This is a genomic window from Novosphingobium sp. FG90 (genome assembly GCF_057808725.1).
This window is the reverse complement of record NZ_JBMDIO010000008.1, coordinates 150,022-167,179: the sequence shown is the minus strand read 5'-3', so window position 1 is coordinate 167,179 and position 17,158 is coordinate 150,022. Positions and strand designations below refer to the sequence as shown.

Below are 17,158 nucleotides of genomic sequence, written 5' to 3'. Positions count from 1 at the left end.
GCGGGCAGTGCCTGACACGGTCCATGACTATATCGTGATCGGCTCGGGCGCCGCAGGCGGCACCGTCGCGGCGCGTCTGGCCGAAGCGGGCGGGCGGGTGCTGGTCATCGAGGCCGGGCCGGACCCGTGCGCGGAAGACACGGCGCTGGACGATGCCCGTCCCGGCGCCGACTACACGGTGCCCGCCTTTCACCCTTTCGCCTCAGAAAACCCGCAGTTCGCGTGGGACTATCGCGTCCGCCACTTCGCCGACCCCGAACTGGCGCGAGAGGATGCCAAGGCCCGGGACGGTCTCGTCAGCTATCCCCGTGCGGGCGCGCTGGGAGGCTGCACCGCGCACAATGCGATGATCTTCATGATGCCGCCCGACAGCGACTGGGCGCACCTTGCCGCGCTGACCGGCGATCCCGGCTGGTCCCCCGAGGCGATGCGGCGGCACCGCAAGACCGTCGAGGACTGCCGCCATCGCCCGTTCTGGCGCCTGCTGGCCCGCTTCGGCATCGACCCGACCGGGCATGGCTGGGACGGCTGGCTCCCGGTCGAGAAGGCAGTCCCGATGCGCGCCTTTCGCGATGCGGCGCTGATCCGCTCGCTGCTGCTGGCGACGCTGGTGGACGTTGCGCGCGGCCGGAACTGGCTCGCTCGCATCGGTGTGTTCCTGCGCGACTGGGGCGATCCCAACGACGGCAGGCGGCAGGATCGCGAGCAAGTCTGCTACACGCCGCTCTCCACGCAAGGCCACGCCCGCAGCGGCACGCGCGAACGACTGCAGGCCGTGCGCGACGCGCATCCCGACCGCATCACGATCCTGACCGACTGCCTCGCCACCCGCGTCATCTTCGACGCTGGCGGACGCGCCGGCGGGGTCGCCTGGCTCAAGGGCCGACATCTCCACCGCGCCTGTCACCAGCCCGGCACTCCGGTCCAGGAAGGCGCCAGTTTCGCCCGGCGCGAGGTCATCCTGGCGGGCGGTGCCTTCGCCACGCCGCAACTGCTGATGCTGTCGGGTATCGGCGATGCGCAGCACCTTGCCGATCATGGCATCCCTTGCCGCCAGCACCTGCCGCAAGTGGGGAACAACCTTCAGGACCGATACGAGATCGGCCTCGTCCACCGCATGACAAAGCCGTGGCGTTCGCTGAAAGGCGCGACTTTCACGCCCGGCGACCCGCTGCACCATGCATGGCTGGGACAGGGGCGATCGAGGCGGCGGGGCATGTATATCTCGAACGGCGCGGCGCTGGCGGCCCTGCGCCGTTCCAGCACCGCGCGCGATGCTGCGCCGGACCTGTTCCTGATGGGGCTCATGGCCCGCTTCCGAGGCTATTATCCCGGATATTCGGCGGACTTGTGGCCCGGCCTCGACGGGTTCAGCTGGACCGTCCTCAAGGGCCAGACCGGGAACCGCGCCGGCACCGTGCGCCTCGCCTCCGCCGACCCGCGCGATCCCCCCCGGATCGATTTCGCGCACTTCGCGCAGAACGGCGAGGCGGACCTCACCGGCCTCGTCGAAGGACTGGAAATGGCGCGTGCCCTCGCCCGTCCACTGATCGCGCGCGGCATCATCGCCGAGGAGGAACTGCCGGGCAGCGGCGTCACCGGCGAAGCCCTGCGCGGCTGGGTCCGCGCAAATGCCTGGGGCCACCACGCCTGCGGCAGTGCGGCGATCGGCCCGGTGCTCGATCCCGCGGGGCGCGTCCACGGCATCGAGGGGCTGCGCGTGGTCGATGCCTCGATCTTCCCGCGCATCCCCGGCCTTTTCATCGCCGGGCCGATCTACCTCGCGGCCGAGAAGCTGGCCGCCGACATCCTGCGCCGGAACAGGGAGAGCTGACCGATGCTGCGCCTTCTGCACCGCCTTCTGGAAGCGGGCCTCCACTTCGAGCGGCGCTTCGATCCCTTCTTTCGCCCGGCGCTGGACGCGGTCTTGCGGATGCCGCTGACCCGGTTCTTCAACTGGACCATCAACCTCACCCGCAGCCGCGCGGTGCCGCCGCTGGCACAGGAAGCCATCGACCCGGACGAGGACGTCAGCCTCGACGCCATCATTGCCGAGATGCAGCATCACCTCGACCTCGACTTCACGCCCGGCAATTACGAGCGGGCGGGAAACACGAAGACGCACGGCCTCGTCCGGGGCACCTTCACCGTCCTTCCCGGCCTTCCCGAGCATGTGCGCCGGGGCGTCTTCGCGGCGCAGCGCAGCTTCCCCGCATGGATCCGCTTCTCCAATCCCGGACCGCACGTAGAACCGGACATCGACGACGTCGGCTTCGGCTCGATGAGCGTGAAGCTGACCGAAGTGCCCGGCCCCAAGCTGATGGACGACGAGACGTCCACGCAGGATTTCACCTCTGTCACCGTCATCACCTTCCCCACCCCCGACACGCGCGCGAACGCCCATCTGCAATACTGGAGCCGCCGCGAGATGGGCGTCTGGTACTTCCTGAACCTTCGGCGCCCGCATGTGCGCGACTTCATCATGCAGGCATTGTGGAACCGCACGCTCGCCAATCCGCTGGCCAACGAATACTTCTCCTGCACGCCCTATCTCCTCGGGGAAGGCCAGGCGATGCAGTACAGCTTCCACCCCCTCACCCGCGTCACCCGGCACATCCCGCGCCTGCCGATGCGCCCCGGCGACGACTACCTGCGCGACAACCTCGCCGCATCGCTGCAGCAGGGCGACGCCTGTTTCGAGATGCGGCTGAGGTTGCAGGCCGACCCCTTCCTCCAGCCGGTCGAGCAGGGCGCGGTGCTGTGGGACCCGGCGCACACGCCGTACATCCCGGTGGCGCGGATCACGATCCCGACGCAGGAATTCCGCTCGCCCGCGCAGTTCGCCTTCGCACGGCAACTGACATGGAACCCCTGGCACTGCGTTCCGGAGCATCGCCCGCTCGGCAACCAGAACCGCGCGCGACGGCGGCTCTATTACGAGATGTCGCGCTACCGGCAGGGCAAGAACGGTGAAAGCCATGTCGAGCCGACCGGGCACGAACGGTTCGATTAGGGCGTAAACTCATATACGGCAGCATCGAGGCGCCCGAATGGCGAACATATCGGGCCGAAGTGACCGCCGGGAGGGCTGGTTGCCCGTCCAGGGACAGTTCGGATCGAGATGGAAACCATTCGGACGTCCGAAGGATTGGACCTTTCCGCCGCTGTCCCGTGACGCTTCAGCAGGCGTCCGAGAGTATCCGCGCCATGCCCTCGATACCCGGCAGGAAGAAATACGCCCCGCCCACCACCGTCACGAACTGCGGCAACCCGTTCACGATGCGCGGATTGCCCTGGGCATCATGCCACGCGAAAGCGTCCGTCGCCTGTCCCCCATGGACCGGGCACCGGTTGCCCAGCAGCGGGTCCTGCTCGCCCGAAAGGCCGCCGAAGTAGGCGCTGGCTATCCAGCTGCCCTGCACGAACTCGAACTGCCGGGCGAGGCTGGCGTTGAGGCAGATAAAATGCAGCCCGCATTCCTCCAGCACGGCCTGCCCGTCTATCACCGCCTGCGGCTGCGGCGCCGCGCCGTAAGGTCGGCCACGCCGCAACAGGCGATGGAACCGGGCGGAGGCGACCGCATCGTGCATCGCCGTGCCCTTGAGCCCGAGCGAGGAAACCACATCGCGCACAAACCCGCGCCGCCCTTGCGGATCGTCGCCGCTGCGTGGATTTGCCCGGCGGATATGCGCTCCCACCGGACAGGCGATCCCGTCGGGGTCGCGCGCGAAGGTGAAGCGGTTCTCCCCTTCCGCCCCGAGTGCAGGCAGCGGATGCCCGTCGATCCCCCGCCCGACCATCCGCTCGGCCAACGCGATGGCGGCGTGCTTTCCGGCCACCCGTGCCGTCCAGTCCCAGAAACCGCCTACGTCCTGAACCAGTTGGCGATAGACGAGGTACGTCCCGTTCCGCCCGATCCCCCGCTCCACCGGATGATCCGCCACGAAGCCATACTCGTTGCCGTGCCCAAGCAGGAACTCGCCAAGCGCAACCCGATCCCGATAGTCTCGGTCCTTCGCCCCGCCGGGCCTGAGCGTGCCGTCCCAGTCGACCTCCGGCTGGGAGATGCCGTCCGTGAAGCCGAACGGCTCGCGCCCCACCGGTCCACTGCCCGCATTCACGCGCAGGACCGTGCAGGCCTCGTCCGGCATGGAGCCCAGCACCGTATCCTGCCAGCCCGCGATGTCGCCGACATCCGCCAGCAGGACCAGCAGCACGTGCGGCTCCGCATCCCCGCTGCCCCAGCGCCAGTATCGGGGCGCGCTGACGTCCACGTCTCCCAGCCGCCGCGAGCGCGAGGGATCGCCCGTCATCCCGTCGAGGAATTCCGGTGCGAACCCTGCTATCTCATCCACCGGCAGGGCCAGCGCCCGCAGTCCCGCAGCCGTGAATGCCACCTGGCAAACCCGCTCCAGCCGCCGCTCCTCCGCCTCGGCCAAGGTGGTGACCGAGAGGCAGCGAAGCCAGCCGCGCGCCGCATTCGCGTCCCTGATCCGCAGCAATACATAGCGCGCGCCGCCCAGCGAACCGAAGCCGCGCCCGACGAGCGCCTGCACGTCCTTGCGCGCCTCGGGAGGCAGCCCGCTCATATCTCCGCGATCCAGCGGCGCAGCGCCCGCCCGCGCGGCTTCGCCTCGAACCCTGCGCGGATGCGTGCATTGCGCGCCATGTCGTAGTTGGAGAGGCCGGGAAACGCCTTGTACCACACCTGGGTCGGGATCTGGTGGTGGAACAGGTAGCGCTTGAAGTCCTCCTCGCGGCGCGCCCCGCCGCGGATCAGCCAGTCGGTGCGCGGATAGCCAAGCCCGTTGGAAAACGCCAGATTGAGCCCGAAGGCCACCTTGTTGATGAAGTCGTCGTTGTAGGCCTCGCGGCTGCCGTCGTAATTGCTGGCGAAGTAGACGCGGCGCCTGTCGTCCAGGAACGTCCAGCTTGCGAAGTGGATCGTGTTCACCCGCGCCAGCCGTCCCTTGCGGTAGATGTGCCGCGCGCCCCAGTTGATCGCCCACAGGATCACGACCGTCAGCCAGCACCGGAAGCGCCCCGGCTTGAGCGAACCGATCGCGCTGTACTGGTTGGTAATGTCGTGATCCTCCTGCGCGGAAAGCGTACAGTTGCGCGCGCGATCGGGCACCGGTGCCAGCACCGGGTCGGTCTTCTCTCGATGGCGCAGCACCAGCACGAACGGCACGATGCCCAATACGAACAAGGGCACCATCATCGGCAACAGCAGCAGCCCGAGTGCCGGCAGCAGCAGGAAATGCGCCAGTTCGCCCAGTCTATTCAGGAGCGGCAACTTCTCCAGCGGCGTCAGCGGCACCGCCTGCCCCACTTGCGCCAGAATCGGCCAGAGTGCTTCCGGATCGTCCGTCCGATGCGCAAGCCGCGCTGCACGCAAGGCACGATGGAGGGCGGCCTCCTCGGCGATCTGCCGGGTGCCGCGTCCACGCCAGTTGACGTAATTGGCCGCCGTCGGGCAACGATGCCCGCGCATCCACGCGATAAGGTCGGTGCGCGGCTCGAAATCGATGCAGAACCCGAAGATGCGCCGCAAGCCCGGCCCCGCGACCACCGCCAGCGCTTCGAGGAACTCCGCATCCCCGCCGTCATAGTCGGCGATGAAGGCCAGGCGCACCGGTTCGATGACGGGCAGGCTCTCGGCCAACTCGATGCGGTCGGCCAGCGAGGGATCGTCAAGCACCACGAACCGGGCGACATGAATCCGCTTGAGCCGTCCAAACGGCACCAGCATGTTTTCCGGCCCGGCCTGCCCGGGCTCAGAGGTCATTGTCGCCAGCAGGCGCTCCAGTTCCGCACGCACTCCGAAACGGATCGGCGCGGCGATGAAGATGTGCCCCTGCCGGACCACGGCCGCGGGTTCAGTCGCCGAACTCGAGCGCGAAGTCGATCAGGCGCGTCTTGTCCCAGTAGACCTTGCCCAGATAGAGCCCCGGCTCGATCATCCGGATCTCGTCGCGCACGTGCGATGCCAGCAGCGACGTGTCCGAATAATCGAGGACGATGCACTCCCCGCCGTCGAGCCAGCTCGGCTCCTTGTAGACTTTCGCGACGATCGCCTTGAGACCGAACGGCAGGATGGTGTTGCGCAGGAAGCCATGCTCGCCGTCGAACACCTTGCCCTGCCAGGCGAAGATGTTGATCAGCTTGGCGATCTCGTCCGACACCGAGGTGCCCGGCGCGATGATCGCGGTGCCCCTGGCCTCTCCGTCAGGGATCGGCCCCGCCTCATGCGCCGAAAACAGCGCATCGAGCGCTGCCTGATCCATCTTGAGCCACTGCGATACCGACTGTCCCATGGCGATCCTCCCAAATCAGCCTGTCAGGTCTGCGCACTTGGAATCGATGCCATGTAAAAATTTGAACGGTTAGCTAAATAATCGAGCCACTTTTGCGCCTACGATTCGGCACGTTCCATCGATCCATGGAGAGACATACTGCATAATGACCAGAGATCGGAGTGTAATATTCTGGAGTTCCGACCGCTACTGACATTGCCTGTTAAGTACAACGCAGTACCGGCCGGCCCGGAAACGGAAAAACCCCTGATATCAACTTCGGAAACCACATGTGTGGGAGAATGGGGCGTCCTCTCTGGGACATCGTATGGGCGCAAGTCCCTCCCGGTTTGCAGAAACCCTGCGAAGGCCTTCTGCAACTCCGAGACGTTCCGGATCGACCCAGTGTTCAGGGACGACCGACACCCGGCACATCCACGCGGCAGGATCTAAGAGTTGCTTCATGGATGGTCGAATGATCGGCACTGAAGACGGGGGCAGCGCAGCACAGGTAAAGCGTCCTGCCGTCTTCGCCACCCAACATCGCAGCATAGACCGACTGTGGTCCTACATCGATCTGCTCAAGGATTTCCCCTCCTTTTCTCACCCTGTACACGGAGTGGCTTTGTGGGCAGGCCACCCAAAGGCACCCTTCCGCGTCAAGGCACATACCATCAGGAAGGATCGGAAGTTTCTTGGCGGCGTCCGCCGTGCTCGTCGCGTCGCCCGGATCGCCGAAAGCGGCCCATACGCGGCGGTTCGAAAGAGACCCATCCGCTTCGATGTCGAACTCGGAAATTCGACCGAGGAATGTCTCGGCGAGCAGGAGGGTTCTGCCGTCGGGAGTGATGCACGAACCGTTCGGAAAGAAGACATCGCCGCCCGTTTTCGTGATGCTGCCATCCGGATCGACGCGAACGAGACTGGTCCTTCCGATTTCGGCGTCGATACCGAAATTGCCGATATAGGCGCGCCCCTGATCGTCAACCACCATATCGTTGGTCCAGCTGTCGCATGAGGCTGCAAGATCCGCCACCACTTCGAGCGCGCCGTCTGCGAGGCGCAGAAGTTTTTGCTCCATCATCGAAACGACCAACAGGCGCCCTTGCGGATCCCAGCCGAGACCGGACGGCATCCCCTCCACCTCCGCCACGGTTCGACAAGTTCCGTCCGGGGCAAAAGAGAGGACACGTTTATTGTAGAAATCGGACACATAAAGGTGGCCGTCGCGCCATCGTGGAGCCTCCAGCAGGCTGAACCCCTGACCAATTATCTGAACTTCGCGTGCCATGTTCGTTCCAATACTGCCATACGTCGCCCGCTACCGAGTCGCGGGCGCGCGTCCTGATCTCAAGCGTCCGCCTTTGACTTCGCCAGTTCCTTGAAGACCTCCGCCGTGCGGGCCAGCGCTTCCTTCGGAAGCCAGCCTGGCACCTGCCGTGATCGCGGATCGTCATTGGGAAACAATCGCACGATCCCGAAACCAGCCAGATCGCGGTCCTCGGCGCCTTCACCGGTCGGCCAGCCATGTTGCGCAAATAGGAAGATGAATGCCGCGCCGACGCCCTGCTCTTCATAGACCTTGAGCTGGCGCTCGATGTAGTCGGCCTGCTCTCTCTCATTGCGAATGGGGGGCGCCCCGCCTTCGAGCATCCATGAAACTCAAGACAACACGCCTCATATTGGCGATTTGCGCCGCTTCGACGCTGGTAGTTGCCGCCGAGGCGAAACCACAGCGCCACGACCGGGATCGTGACAGGCATGAGCGACTGTGGCGGGCCAACGATCGTCAATGGGAGCCATCACGTTCCTATCGCGCAGGTAAATACAAGGAACGCAGCCTGGGGCGCAACGACCGCGTCTATCGCGGTCGCGACGGCCGAGCCTATTGCCGCCGAAACGACGGTACGACCGGCCTCGTCATTGGTGGCATTGGCGGAGCGCTGCTCGCGAAGGCAGTCGGCGGCGGAACTCTTGGCACTCTCGCCGGGGCAGGCGGTGGTGCGCTATTGGGTCGCAAGATCGATCGTGGCGAGATCAAGTGCCGATGATGCGGGCGCCCGCTCCGGAGAACTAGCCTGCGCCCGCTCGAGGGCAACAACTCCGCGGGCAGGAACCGGTGTAGGTGCTGTCACTCGGGGTGGCAATTTGCGGATGGGGCGCGCCAAAAGGCCTCACCCGCCCGTCGACCTGCGCGCATCATAGGCGAGCGCTTTGACTCAGGTCGCGGATTCGTCCCAGGTATGCGGGAGCAGGTGGGGACATTCGCATGACCCCACCTGCTCCCGTGTCACACACAGCCAGTGAAGCGCCGTCAGAAGCTGTATTTCAGCTTCGCACCGTACATGCGCGGATCGCCATAGTAACGCGACGTGAAACCGCGCGATCCGGACAAGCTGCGGGATTCATAGTACCGCTTGTCGAAGGCATTCGTGACAAACAACTGAAGATTGACCGGCAGGGCGAATGGCTCGGCCCAGTCGAGGTTGAAATTGACCAGGTCGTAGCCGGGGGCGTTTTCAGTGTCGTAGTTGCGGCTGCCCGGCGCGAAGATGCTGTCGACGCGGTTCGCGATCGCAGTATCGCGGCCGTAGTAGACAGACCCTGTATAGACGTAAGTCGCGCCGAGAGTGAGCTGACCGACGCTTTCGGGCAGAGGGAGGGTGTAATTCGCCGTTACGGACAATTTGTGATTCGGCGTGAACTGGAGCCGGCTTCCCTGCACCGGCGTGCTTGCCACGAGATTGTAGCCACCCACCGGTTGGGTCGAGAGATCAGGCTGCTGGAACTCCAGCAGCTTGGTGTTGAGATAGGCATAGCTCGCCTGCAGGGTCAGCCCTTCGACCGGGGAAATCGATGCTTCGGCCTCGGCGCCCCATATGCGCGACTTGCCCGCATTCACCACCGCAGGCCCCGACGGCAGATTCGGTGCGATGCCGTTGGTATCCACGAACGAAACCTGAAGCTGCATGTCCTGGAAATCGTTGTAGAAACCGGACACGTTGAAGTAGCCGGGCATGGCGCCGCGCCAGCTCGTCTTGATCCCGCCTTCGTAGACGTCGACCCGCTCGGGCTCGTACGTCTTGAACCCGACAGCGGCGAGAGGACTGACCGATCCCTGGCGGTAGCCACGGGCATATTTGGCATAGACCATCAGCTCGGGGATCGGCTTGTAGTTGAGCCCGATCATCCAGGTGGGCGCCTTGGAGTTCTGGCTATACTCTTCCAGACAGGACGCCGGGGAATCCGAATACGTCAGGGCCGGGTTCGTGCAGGAGAACCTTGGCGTATTCCACCCTGTCGCGGCCGAATATCCCACGATCATGTTGGTCGAGCTGCCCGTGGTCTTGTCCCAGGTGTATCGGATTCCAGCATCGAGCGTGAGATTGGAGGTGAGCTTGTAGCTGCCTTGCGCATAAGCGGCGATGTTCCGGAAAGCGACCTGGCCCACATTGTAGTTGCGGCTGCCCGTGGCATTCGCCGCCCCCGTGACAGCAGAGGCGTCGGTACACGAGAAGCTGGCCCACTGGGCCTTGTTGTCGCACAGAACGCCGTTCATCGACTGGGATCCTGCACGGCCCAGAGGATTGCTGCTTTCGTAATAGAGGCCTGCCTGCCAGTCGAGGGCATCGGCAAAGCCGCTCCCCTGAAACTGCAATTCCTGAGTGAAGGTCTCCTGCTGACCGCTGTGCAGGCCCGGTGGGCTCATGGAAGTATCGCTTCCCCAACCGTTCCCGACAAAGCGCGTTGGAACATTGACCGTGCGGTTGTAGGGCGCGGTCGTGGTCGGCACTTGCAAGGTGGTGCCGAGTGGTACCCAGACCCCGAACAAATCGATCGCCTGATCCTGGATAATCTGCCCGTAGCTGTTGATGTTCTTGATCGTGAGATTGTCGCTGACCTGCCACTTGAGCGAATTCACGATCTGCCAGGTTTCCAGCCGCTGGAAGGCCCAAGGCAAAGAATTGGCGACGATCAGGTCACCGGCATCGCGTTCGCGGGAGATCTGCTGGCAATTGAGATTGTAGGGACCGTTAGTGCTTACACCGGCGGCATTGCTGGCATAGCAATCGGTTGCGCGCGAGGCCGAACCGTTCGTGCTGGAACGGGTGTAGGAAACCACTGTGTAATTCTCAACGTCGGGCGACAATTCCGCGACTGCGCTGACCCGACCGGCAATGTAACCGACATCGGCAAACCGGTTTGGTCCTACCCCTGAAATATTGCGCAGATAACCATCACGCTCCTGGGTATCGACACCGAAACGCAGGCGGAAGCTCTCGCTCACCGGTAGATTGAGGACTGCCTGCAGACGCTTCATGTCGTAGTTGCCAAGCGAAGCCTCGACATAGCCTTCGAAGTCATAGCTCGGTCGATTGGGCACTAGGACGACCGCACCGCCAGTTGTATTGCGGCCGAACAGCGTCCCTTGAGGGCCCTTCAGCACCTGCACGCTTTGAAGGTCGAACAAGTGGCCGGGACCAGCACCATCGCCCGAAGCACTGAGCGGAGAAGAGCGGGGGACGACCGCATCCGCGAAATAGACACCCACTGATGTCGTGGTTCGCGCCTCCTGCGTAAAGCCGCGGATCGCGAACGAGGCGAAATCCGCACCGTAACGGGTATTCGCAGTCAATGACGGGGTGTAGGTGGCGAGATCCTTCGCGGAGAAGACGTTCTGCCGATCGAGTGTCTTCTGGTCGAAGGCGGTGATCGAAATGGGGACGTCCTGCAGCCGCTCCTCGACACGCCGCGCGGTGACGATGATATCTCCTGGAGCCGCGGAAGCGGCTCGCTCCTCACCGACGGCGTCTTCCTGCGCCAGTGCAGTACCGGCCGGGACCGATGCCAGCGCCGTGGAAACGAGCAGATAGACTGCCGACCTGTTCATGTATCTCTCCCTCTCGCAATTCTATTCGTTCGTTGGGAAGACGCAGTGCGTCCCGACCGCCGCTGCAACTTCCGCAGTAATGCGACGGTCTGCCCACAGCACATAGAGAGCACTTTTTTGGCGCGGAGTCTGGAAAATTGCGAAGCGCCACGGCGATCTATACGCTCTTCCGTATACTCTTTTAATCCACAGCTGCACGTACCATGACGATGCAAAAAGGCGCCGCCACAAACGGACGACGCCTTTTCGTGTCAAGCTGAGGTGGGCTGTCGGCTATCCGCTTCCGCGTGCCATCGCGAAGCTTTGCGCCATGTGCTCCGCAAAGCCGTTCTCGAGCGGGTGGAACGTCCAGCGTGTGGCCTCGTCGCGGATGGCGTCGATGTCGGCGGCGACCTGGTCGATGGTCCATTCCGGGCGGTAGATGCCTTGCGTTTCCGTGATGAATGCGCGCGCGATGCGTCCCGCCATCGAGACGTAGAGTTCACCCGAGACCGGACAACTCTCGTGCGCCAACAGTCCGACCACGGGCGCGACAAGCTCGGGCCCCATCGGCGGATACTGCGTCACGTCCAGCCCGTCCGCCATGCGGGTGACCGCACCGGGCAGGATGACGTTGGACTTCACGTCGCGGTCGGCGCCTTCGATGGCGATCATGTTGTTGAGGCCGATCATCGCCGACTTCGCCATGGCATAGTTCACGCCGTGCGCGATGGAATAGAGACCGCCGATCGAGCCGCTCAGCACCACGCGCCCGTAACCTGCCGCCGCCATCCGCTCGAACGCGGGGCGCACGACATTGAAGGCGCCGAGCAGGTGAACGTCGATCACCGCGCGGAAATCCTCGTGGCTGATCGCATCGAGCGCGCCATACCGCACGTTGCCCGCCGAGTGGATCAGCACGTCGATCTGCCCGAACGCATCGAGCGCGGTCTCGACGATCGCCTTGCCCCCTTCCGGAGTGGCAACGCTGTCGGTGGAGGCAACCGCCTCGCAGCCCATGGCGCGAAGGGCTTGCGCGGCATCATCAGCGGGGCCGCCACCACCACCCTCGCCCGACATAGCGCTACCGTTGTCATTGACGACGATCCGCGCGCCGAGCGAGCCCAGCAATTGCGCATAGGCAAAACCAAGTCCCCGCGCCCCGCCGGTGATGACGGCGACGCGGCCATCGAAACGCCGCTCGCTCATGTCACGCTCCATGTTGTCGACCCCGCCCCCCAGAGCGGTGCGCCCCGGCTTTCGCGCAAGGTGGGGATCGTGCGCCCGTCCCGGTCGGTCAGGCCATATTCGGCGGCAAGTTCGGCATTGATGAAGGTCCCGCCCGACTTCGCGGCAAGATCGGAGTCCGCCGCCAGCGCCGCGATCACCCGCCCTGGAAACTCGGGCGAGGAGCCGACCGCGCTGTTCAGCTGGCTGGCCATGCCGGGCACCGACTTCAGGTTCTCCATCGCACGCTCGGTATGGGTGAACCCCTGCCAGAGCGAGACGGCGGATACCCCCGTTCCGCGCAGTTCGTGGCCCATGTCGCGCATCATCCGATCGGTCGCGGTCTTGGTGGTGCCGAAAACGACGTCATAGGTATACGTCACCCCCACGTAGCCCGAGAGCGCGGCGATCAGGCCCGATCCCTGCGGCACCATGATCCGCGCGGCATGCCAGGCGGCGATGAACGCCGCGCGCATGCCGGTATCCCAGATCTTCCATTCGTCGCCGAGCGGCTTTTCCCAGAAGCCGATGCGCTGCGTCATGCTGTCGGGAATGGCCATGGCGTTGTTGACGAGGATGTCGAGCCGCCCTTCGTCGCGGGCTATCCGCGCGAAGACATCGGCAATCGCTTCATCGTCGGCAAGGTCCATCGCCGCCGCCACGCCCTGCCCGCCACGCGCAGCGAGTTCGGCCACGGTCTCCTCCAGCGAGCCGGGCAGCGCGTGCCCGCCGGGGCTGACGGTCCGCGCGGTCACGTAGATCCGCGCGCCCTGCTCCGCGAGCGCACAGGCCACGCCCTTGCCGATGCCCCGGCTCGCCCCGGTGACGAGCGCGACCTTGCCAGCGAGCGCCGCACTCATGCCGCGTCCGCCTTGAACCAGCGCTCGGAATAGTCGCCCTTTGCGCGGCCCGGGAAATGCTCAGCGGTGAAGGGGTAGCCCATCACACCCTTCGCCCAATCCGCCGCCGCGCCCCAGTCCTGCTCCCAGTCGTAGAGCATGACGCGATCGGCGATGCGCCATTCGGTGCCGCGCTTCTCGAACCGGTCGAGGTATCGCCCGCCGATGCAGGTATCACGGTCCCCCTCGCCCATATCGACACGGTGGTAGGAGAAGACGTGGGTTTCCGCCTTCGCGGTATCACCAGCAAACTCGATATACGTCTGGCCGAGGTGGTGCTGCGTGTCCTTGATCGCATCGGCGCCCGGCACCACCCATGCGAGGTAGGCGTCGAAATCGCCGCTGTGGACGCCGTAGTCGAATCTTGCCTCGGGCCACCAGCTTGCGCGGATGAGGTCCGCGCTGCGCCGGTCCTCCCCTCGCGCCAGGCGAGCAAGGCAGGCGTGGATCGCCTCGCGGTCGAGCAGGTGCTGCAACATCTCGTCCAAACCCTCTCTCCTCGCTTTTCCTTTGTCGGCTTTGCAATCGCTGGGTCCCGGCAATCCGGACCGCGTAGGCCTTGGCCAGCACCCCGCGCCGCCGCGGCAGTTTGCCTTTCTTTCCCCGCGTCACACGGTTACTCGCCACCGTCCTTCGGAATCCAAGCTGGCACGCGCTTTTCCATGAATGCACGCATGCCTTCACGTGGTTCGTCGGAATGCTGCAGGGACCAGAACATGGTCTGGTAATCGATTGCCCCGTACTGCTCGTTCAGCATGCGCTTCACATGCGTGCGAGCCTGCGGCGCCGTCATCAGCACTTCGGTGGCTGCCAGTCTGGCAGCCTCATGCAGATTCTCGTGCGCTACGACCCGCGAAACCAATCCGATACGCTGAGCCTCGTAGGCATCGATGCTACGGGCCGAAAGCAGCAGATCGCGCGCTGTCGCAAGCCCGACATGGGCTGGCAAGGTCGTGGCGTACGTGGAATCAACGATCCCGCGAAGAAGCTCCGGAACACGGAACGTCGCGCGGTCGCTGACAACTGCGATATCGGCCATCATCGCCATCAGCAGGCCTCCTGCCTGACAAATCCCGTTGACCGCCGCGATGACCGGTGCAGTGCTCTCCCTGATAGCGATGAAGGGCAGACTTTCGTATGTCAGTCCTTCAGGAACGCGCTGGTCGCCCGGATCGTATCGGCCGCCAAGGTCACCACCTGGGGAGAATACATCGCCTGTACCGGTGATGATCAACGCGCGCAGTCCTGGCTCGGTATTGACCAGACGCACGGCCCGCTTGACACCCAGATACATTGCCGGCGTCATCGCGTTCCGCGCGTGTGGACGATCGATGATGCACCAGGCGACTGGACCATCCTTTTCGATCCGCAGCGACGTTGCGCCTAGGTCGTAGGCTTCCATCAGCTTTCCCTCCAGGACACCAACGGCTTCAGCGGAACTTCACGCCCACCTCGACACCGTAAGTGACCGGCGAGTTCCAGACCGAGCCGGTGCCAAGTGTGTTGAACAGGACCTGCGTGCGATAGCGCCGGTTGGTCACGTTGTCCCCGAACGCCGCGACCGTGAACATCTCGCTGGGGTCGGTCCACTGCGCGCGCAGGCTCAGTACTTCATAACCCTTCTGCCGGAACTGCTGCTCGGGGTCGAAGTAGAAGCTGGAGGTATAGTAGAGGTTGCCCGACAGCAGCAGCCTGCCGCCGCCCAGATCGAGGCCGTAGCTCGCGCCGATGTTGCCAGTGAACTCGGGCGCGCGCTGCATCTCGTATCCCGAGGCGTCGGTCGAGGCCTGCACGATGCCGCCTGCGCTCTGCGTGCCCGAATAGGCGCAATTCATCGGGTTGGCGAAATCGGTGACGGCCGGGTCGCAGTACCCGAAGAACGGCGCGTTGGGGAACGACTTGTAGCGCGCATGCGTCCACGCGACGCCGCCGTTGATGTTGAAATCCGGGCTAACCGCATAGCGTACTTGCGCCTCGAGGCCGTAGATCTCCGAAGACGCCGCGTTGCGGATCTGGGCCGCACCGTCCTGATAGCTCGACACCTGCAGGTTCTTGTAGTCGTAGTAGAAGCCCGCAAGATCGACCTGCAGCGTCCGGTTGTCGAACTTGTAGCCGACCTCGAAGGCATTGATCTTCTCGGGCTTCACCGGCTGCTGGGAATAGCCGCCCACGTTGAGGATGCCCGCCTTGTACCCGCGCGTGAACGAGCCGTAGACGCTCGATTCCTCGCTCGGCTTGTACCGCAGCACCACGCGCGGGGTGAAGCTGTCGTTCTTGAGGGTGTTCACCGCGATGCGGTCCCCGGCCTGGCCCGTGAACGGAACGTTCTCGCCATTGGGGCCGGTATAGCCGGTAAGTGCAGTGGTGAAGTTGGCGGTAAAGTAGGCATCGCCCACCACGTCATGGCTGTAGCGCCCGCCAAGGGTGACGAAGAACCGGTCATTGACCTCGTAGGTCGCATCGAGGAACGCGGCGTAGGACTTCGTCTTCGTGCTCGAGCCGCCGAAAGGCGAAAACGGCGCACCGCCGAAAGCGGCGCCGATCGTCCATGTATCGCGAATCTGGAAGTAGTTGAGGCCCGCAGTCCACTGCAACCGGCTGCCCGGCTTGGAGTTCAGCAGGAATTCCTGGCTCCAGGTTTCGTCATTGACGCCGACGAAGATGTTGAAGGCCGGGATCGCGGTCGCGTCGAGATCGCCATAGTAGGGAGAAAGATCCTTGCGATACTGCGTGTAGCTGGTCAGTTCGGCAACGCCGAGATCGGCCTTGATCGTTCCCTGCAGCGCATCGGAATTCGTGCGGAAGCTGAGCGGCTTGTTGAGCAGCACTTCGCCGGGCCGGGTCGCGTAGGCCGAAGACGGCGTACCATAGCCTACCAGCGGGAGCCCCCGCGAGCTTGAGGCACCGTAGATCGCAAGCCCCGCGGGCGAGACCTTGTCGAAGAAACCGGCTTCGCCGCCCTTATCGACGTAGGCGTTCACCAGCTGGGTGGTCGGATCGTCGGTCTCTGCATGGACCCAGCGCAGCAAGACGGAGACGTCGTCAGTCAGCTCTGCCTTCAGACCGACGCGCACCGACCAGTTCTCGAACTCGCCGATCTTTTCGTCGCCGTTGCTGACGTCGGTAAAATAGCCGTCGCCGCGCCGGTAAAGCCCCTCGACGTCGAGGGCGATGCGATCGGTTATGCCGTAGGTCGCGTAGGCCTGTGCCTTGAGCGCGTTGAAGCGCCCGTAGCTGACCTTGGCCTGCGCGCTCGTTTCAGTGCTGGGCTCGGCAGTGGTGACGATGATCGCGCCGCCGGTGGTATTGCGACCGAAGAGTGTGCCCTGTGGGCCCTTGAGCACCTGGATACTGCTCACGTTGAGCAGATCGAAATCGGACATGTAGGTGTTGGCCTGGAAGAAGCCATCGACGTAGATGCCGACGTTCGGTCCGCCGCCTGATGTGGTGATCGCGGTTCCAACGCCTCGGATAGTCGGCTGCACCGCAGGCCCCTGTGCATCGAAACGCAGCCCGGGCGTGAGCTTGGCGGTATCCGATAGCTGGCGCACGTTCGCCGTCGAAAGCTGTTCCGCGCCCAGGGTGGTCACGCTGATCGGTACATCGCGCGAGGCTTCCTCACGCCGCTGCGCCGTGACGATGATCTCGTTGGCGACATTGCCGGCGCCAGTCTCCTGAGCCTTGGCCGGAACCGCCGAGACAGCAATTGCGACAGCCAGCAGCGAAACACCGGTCCTCGAGACACACGCCACCATTACAAATCTCTCCCCCGAGCCTTCATAGGCCCCTTTTGATAGGCTTGATCGAGGACGTACCCGCTTCCAGGCAGCGGAGCCCTCGCCTGGCATACCAATGCCGCAGAATTG

General features: G+C 64.4%; 14 protein-coding genes. 3 read left to right on the top strand and 11 right to left on the bottom strand.

Going from position 1 to position 17,158, the window contains the following annotated elements; all coding sequences use genetic code 11:
• The first annotated feature begins 7 nt into the window (after positions 1-7).
• Entirely contained in the window at positions 8-1,834 is a 1,827-nt protein-coding gene (locus ACODRZ_RS10225; RefSeq protein ID WP_488968952.1) for a GMC family oxidoreductase, read from the top strand.
• A 3-nt stretch (positions 1,835-1,837) separates the two neighbouring features.
• Positions 1,838-3,013 carry a catalase family protein gene (locus ACODRZ_RS10220; RefSeq protein WP_488968951.1) on the top strand — a complete coding sequence of 392 codons (1,176 nt, stop codon included), beginning with the start codon at positions 1,838-1,840 and terminating at the stop codon, positions 3,011-3,013.
• A 166-nt stretch (positions 3,014-3,179) separates the two neighbouring features.
• On the opposite strand, the gene ACODRZ_RS10215 is transcribed toward ACODRZ_RS10220, so the two are convergent.
• The 5 genes from ACODRZ_RS10215 to ACODRZ_RS10195 form a co-directional block, all read right to left on the bottom strand.
• Positions 3,180-4,589 (bottom strand): Dyp-type peroxidase, encoded by a 1,410-nt coding sequence (locus ACODRZ_RS10215; protein ID WP_488968950.1) that lies wholly within the window; start codon positions 4,587-4,589, stop codon positions 3,180-3,182.
• Positions 4,586-5,869, bottom strand: a complete 1,284-nt coding sequence (locus ACODRZ_RS10210) for a hypothetical protein (protein WP_488968949.1) — start codon at positions 5,867-5,869, stop codon at positions 4,586-4,588. The genes ACODRZ_RS10215 and ACODRZ_RS10210 overlap by 4 nt, the downstream gene beginning before the upstream one ends.
• A gap of 10 nt (positions 5,870-5,879) precedes the next feature.
• Positions 5,880-6,317, bottom strand: a complete 438-nt coding sequence (locus ACODRZ_RS10205; protein ID WP_488968948.1) for a hypothetical protein — start codon at positions 6,315-6,317, stop codon at positions 5,880-5,882.
• A 388-nt stretch (positions 6,318-6,705) separates the two neighbouring features.
• Positions 6,706-7,587, bottom strand: coding sequence for an SMP-30/gluconolactonase/LRE family protein (locus ACODRZ_RS10200; protein ID WP_488968947.1), 882 nt, complete (start codon positions 7,585-7,587; stop codon positions 6,706-6,708).
• 59 nt (positions 7,588-7,646) lie between these two features.
• The gene (locus tag ACODRZ_RS10195) at positions 7,647-7,949 is read right to left on the bottom strand and encodes a hypothetical protein (RefSeq protein WP_488968946.1); all 303 of its coding nucleotides are present in this window, start codon (positions 7,947-7,949) and stop codon (positions 7,647-7,649) included.
• Positions 7,950-7,951: 2 nt separating this feature from the next.
• On the opposite strand from ACODRZ_RS10195, the gene ACODRZ_RS10190 reads away from it, so the two are divergent.
• A complete protein-coding gene (locus ACODRZ_RS10190) occupies positions 7,952-8,347 on the top strand; it encodes a glycine zipper 2TM domain-containing protein (protein ID WP_488968945.1) in 396 nt (131 codons plus the stop codon).
• 263 nt (positions 8,348-8,610) lie between these two features.
• Here the strand turns inward: ACODRZ_RS10190 and ACODRZ_RS10185 are convergent, their stop codons facing one another.
• From ACODRZ_RS10185 to ACODRZ_RS10160, 6 genes are all read right to left on the bottom strand, one after another.
• A complete protein-coding gene (locus tag ACODRZ_RS10185) occupies positions 8,611-11,187 on the bottom strand; it encodes a TonB-dependent receptor (RefSeq protein ID WP_488968944.1) in 2,577 nt (858 codons plus the stop codon).
• A gap of 273 nt (positions 11,188-11,460) precedes the next feature.
• Positions 11,461-12,375 carry an SDR family NAD(P)-dependent oxidoreductase gene (locus tag ACODRZ_RS10180; protein ID WP_488968943.1) on the bottom strand — a complete coding sequence of 305 codons (915 nt, stop codon included), beginning with the start codon at positions 12,373-12,375 and terminating at the stop codon, positions 11,461-11,463.
• On the bottom strand, positions 12,372-13,253 hold the full coding sequence (locus ACODRZ_RS10175) for an SDR family NAD(P)-dependent oxidoreductase (RefSeq protein WP_488968942.1): 882 nt from the start codon (positions 13,251-13,253) through the stop codon (positions 12,372-12,374). The genes ACODRZ_RS10180 and ACODRZ_RS10175 overlap by 4 nt, the downstream gene beginning before the upstream one ends.
• On the bottom strand, positions 13,250-13,771 hold the full coding sequence (locus ACODRZ_RS10170; protein ID WP_488969144.1) for a nuclear transport factor 2 family protein: 522 nt from the start codon (positions 13,769-13,771) through the stop codon (positions 13,250-13,252). Before ACODRZ_RS10170 ends, ACODRZ_RS10175 begins: the two co-directional genes overlap by 4 nt.
• Before the next feature lie 137 nt (positions 13,772-13,908).
• Complete coding sequence (locus tag ACODRZ_RS10165; protein ID WP_488968941.1) at positions 13,909-14,694, bottom strand: enoyl-CoA hydratase/isomerase family protein; 786 nt, start codon at positions 14,692-14,694, stop codon at positions 13,909-13,911.
• Between the two features lie 28 nt (positions 14,695-14,722).
• Positions 14,723-17,047, bottom strand: a complete 2,325-nt coding sequence (locus tag ACODRZ_RS10160; RefSeq protein ID WP_488968940.1) for a TonB-dependent receptor — start codon at positions 17,045-17,047, stop codon at positions 14,723-14,725.
• Between the last annotated feature and the right edge of the window lie 111 nt (positions 17,048-17,158).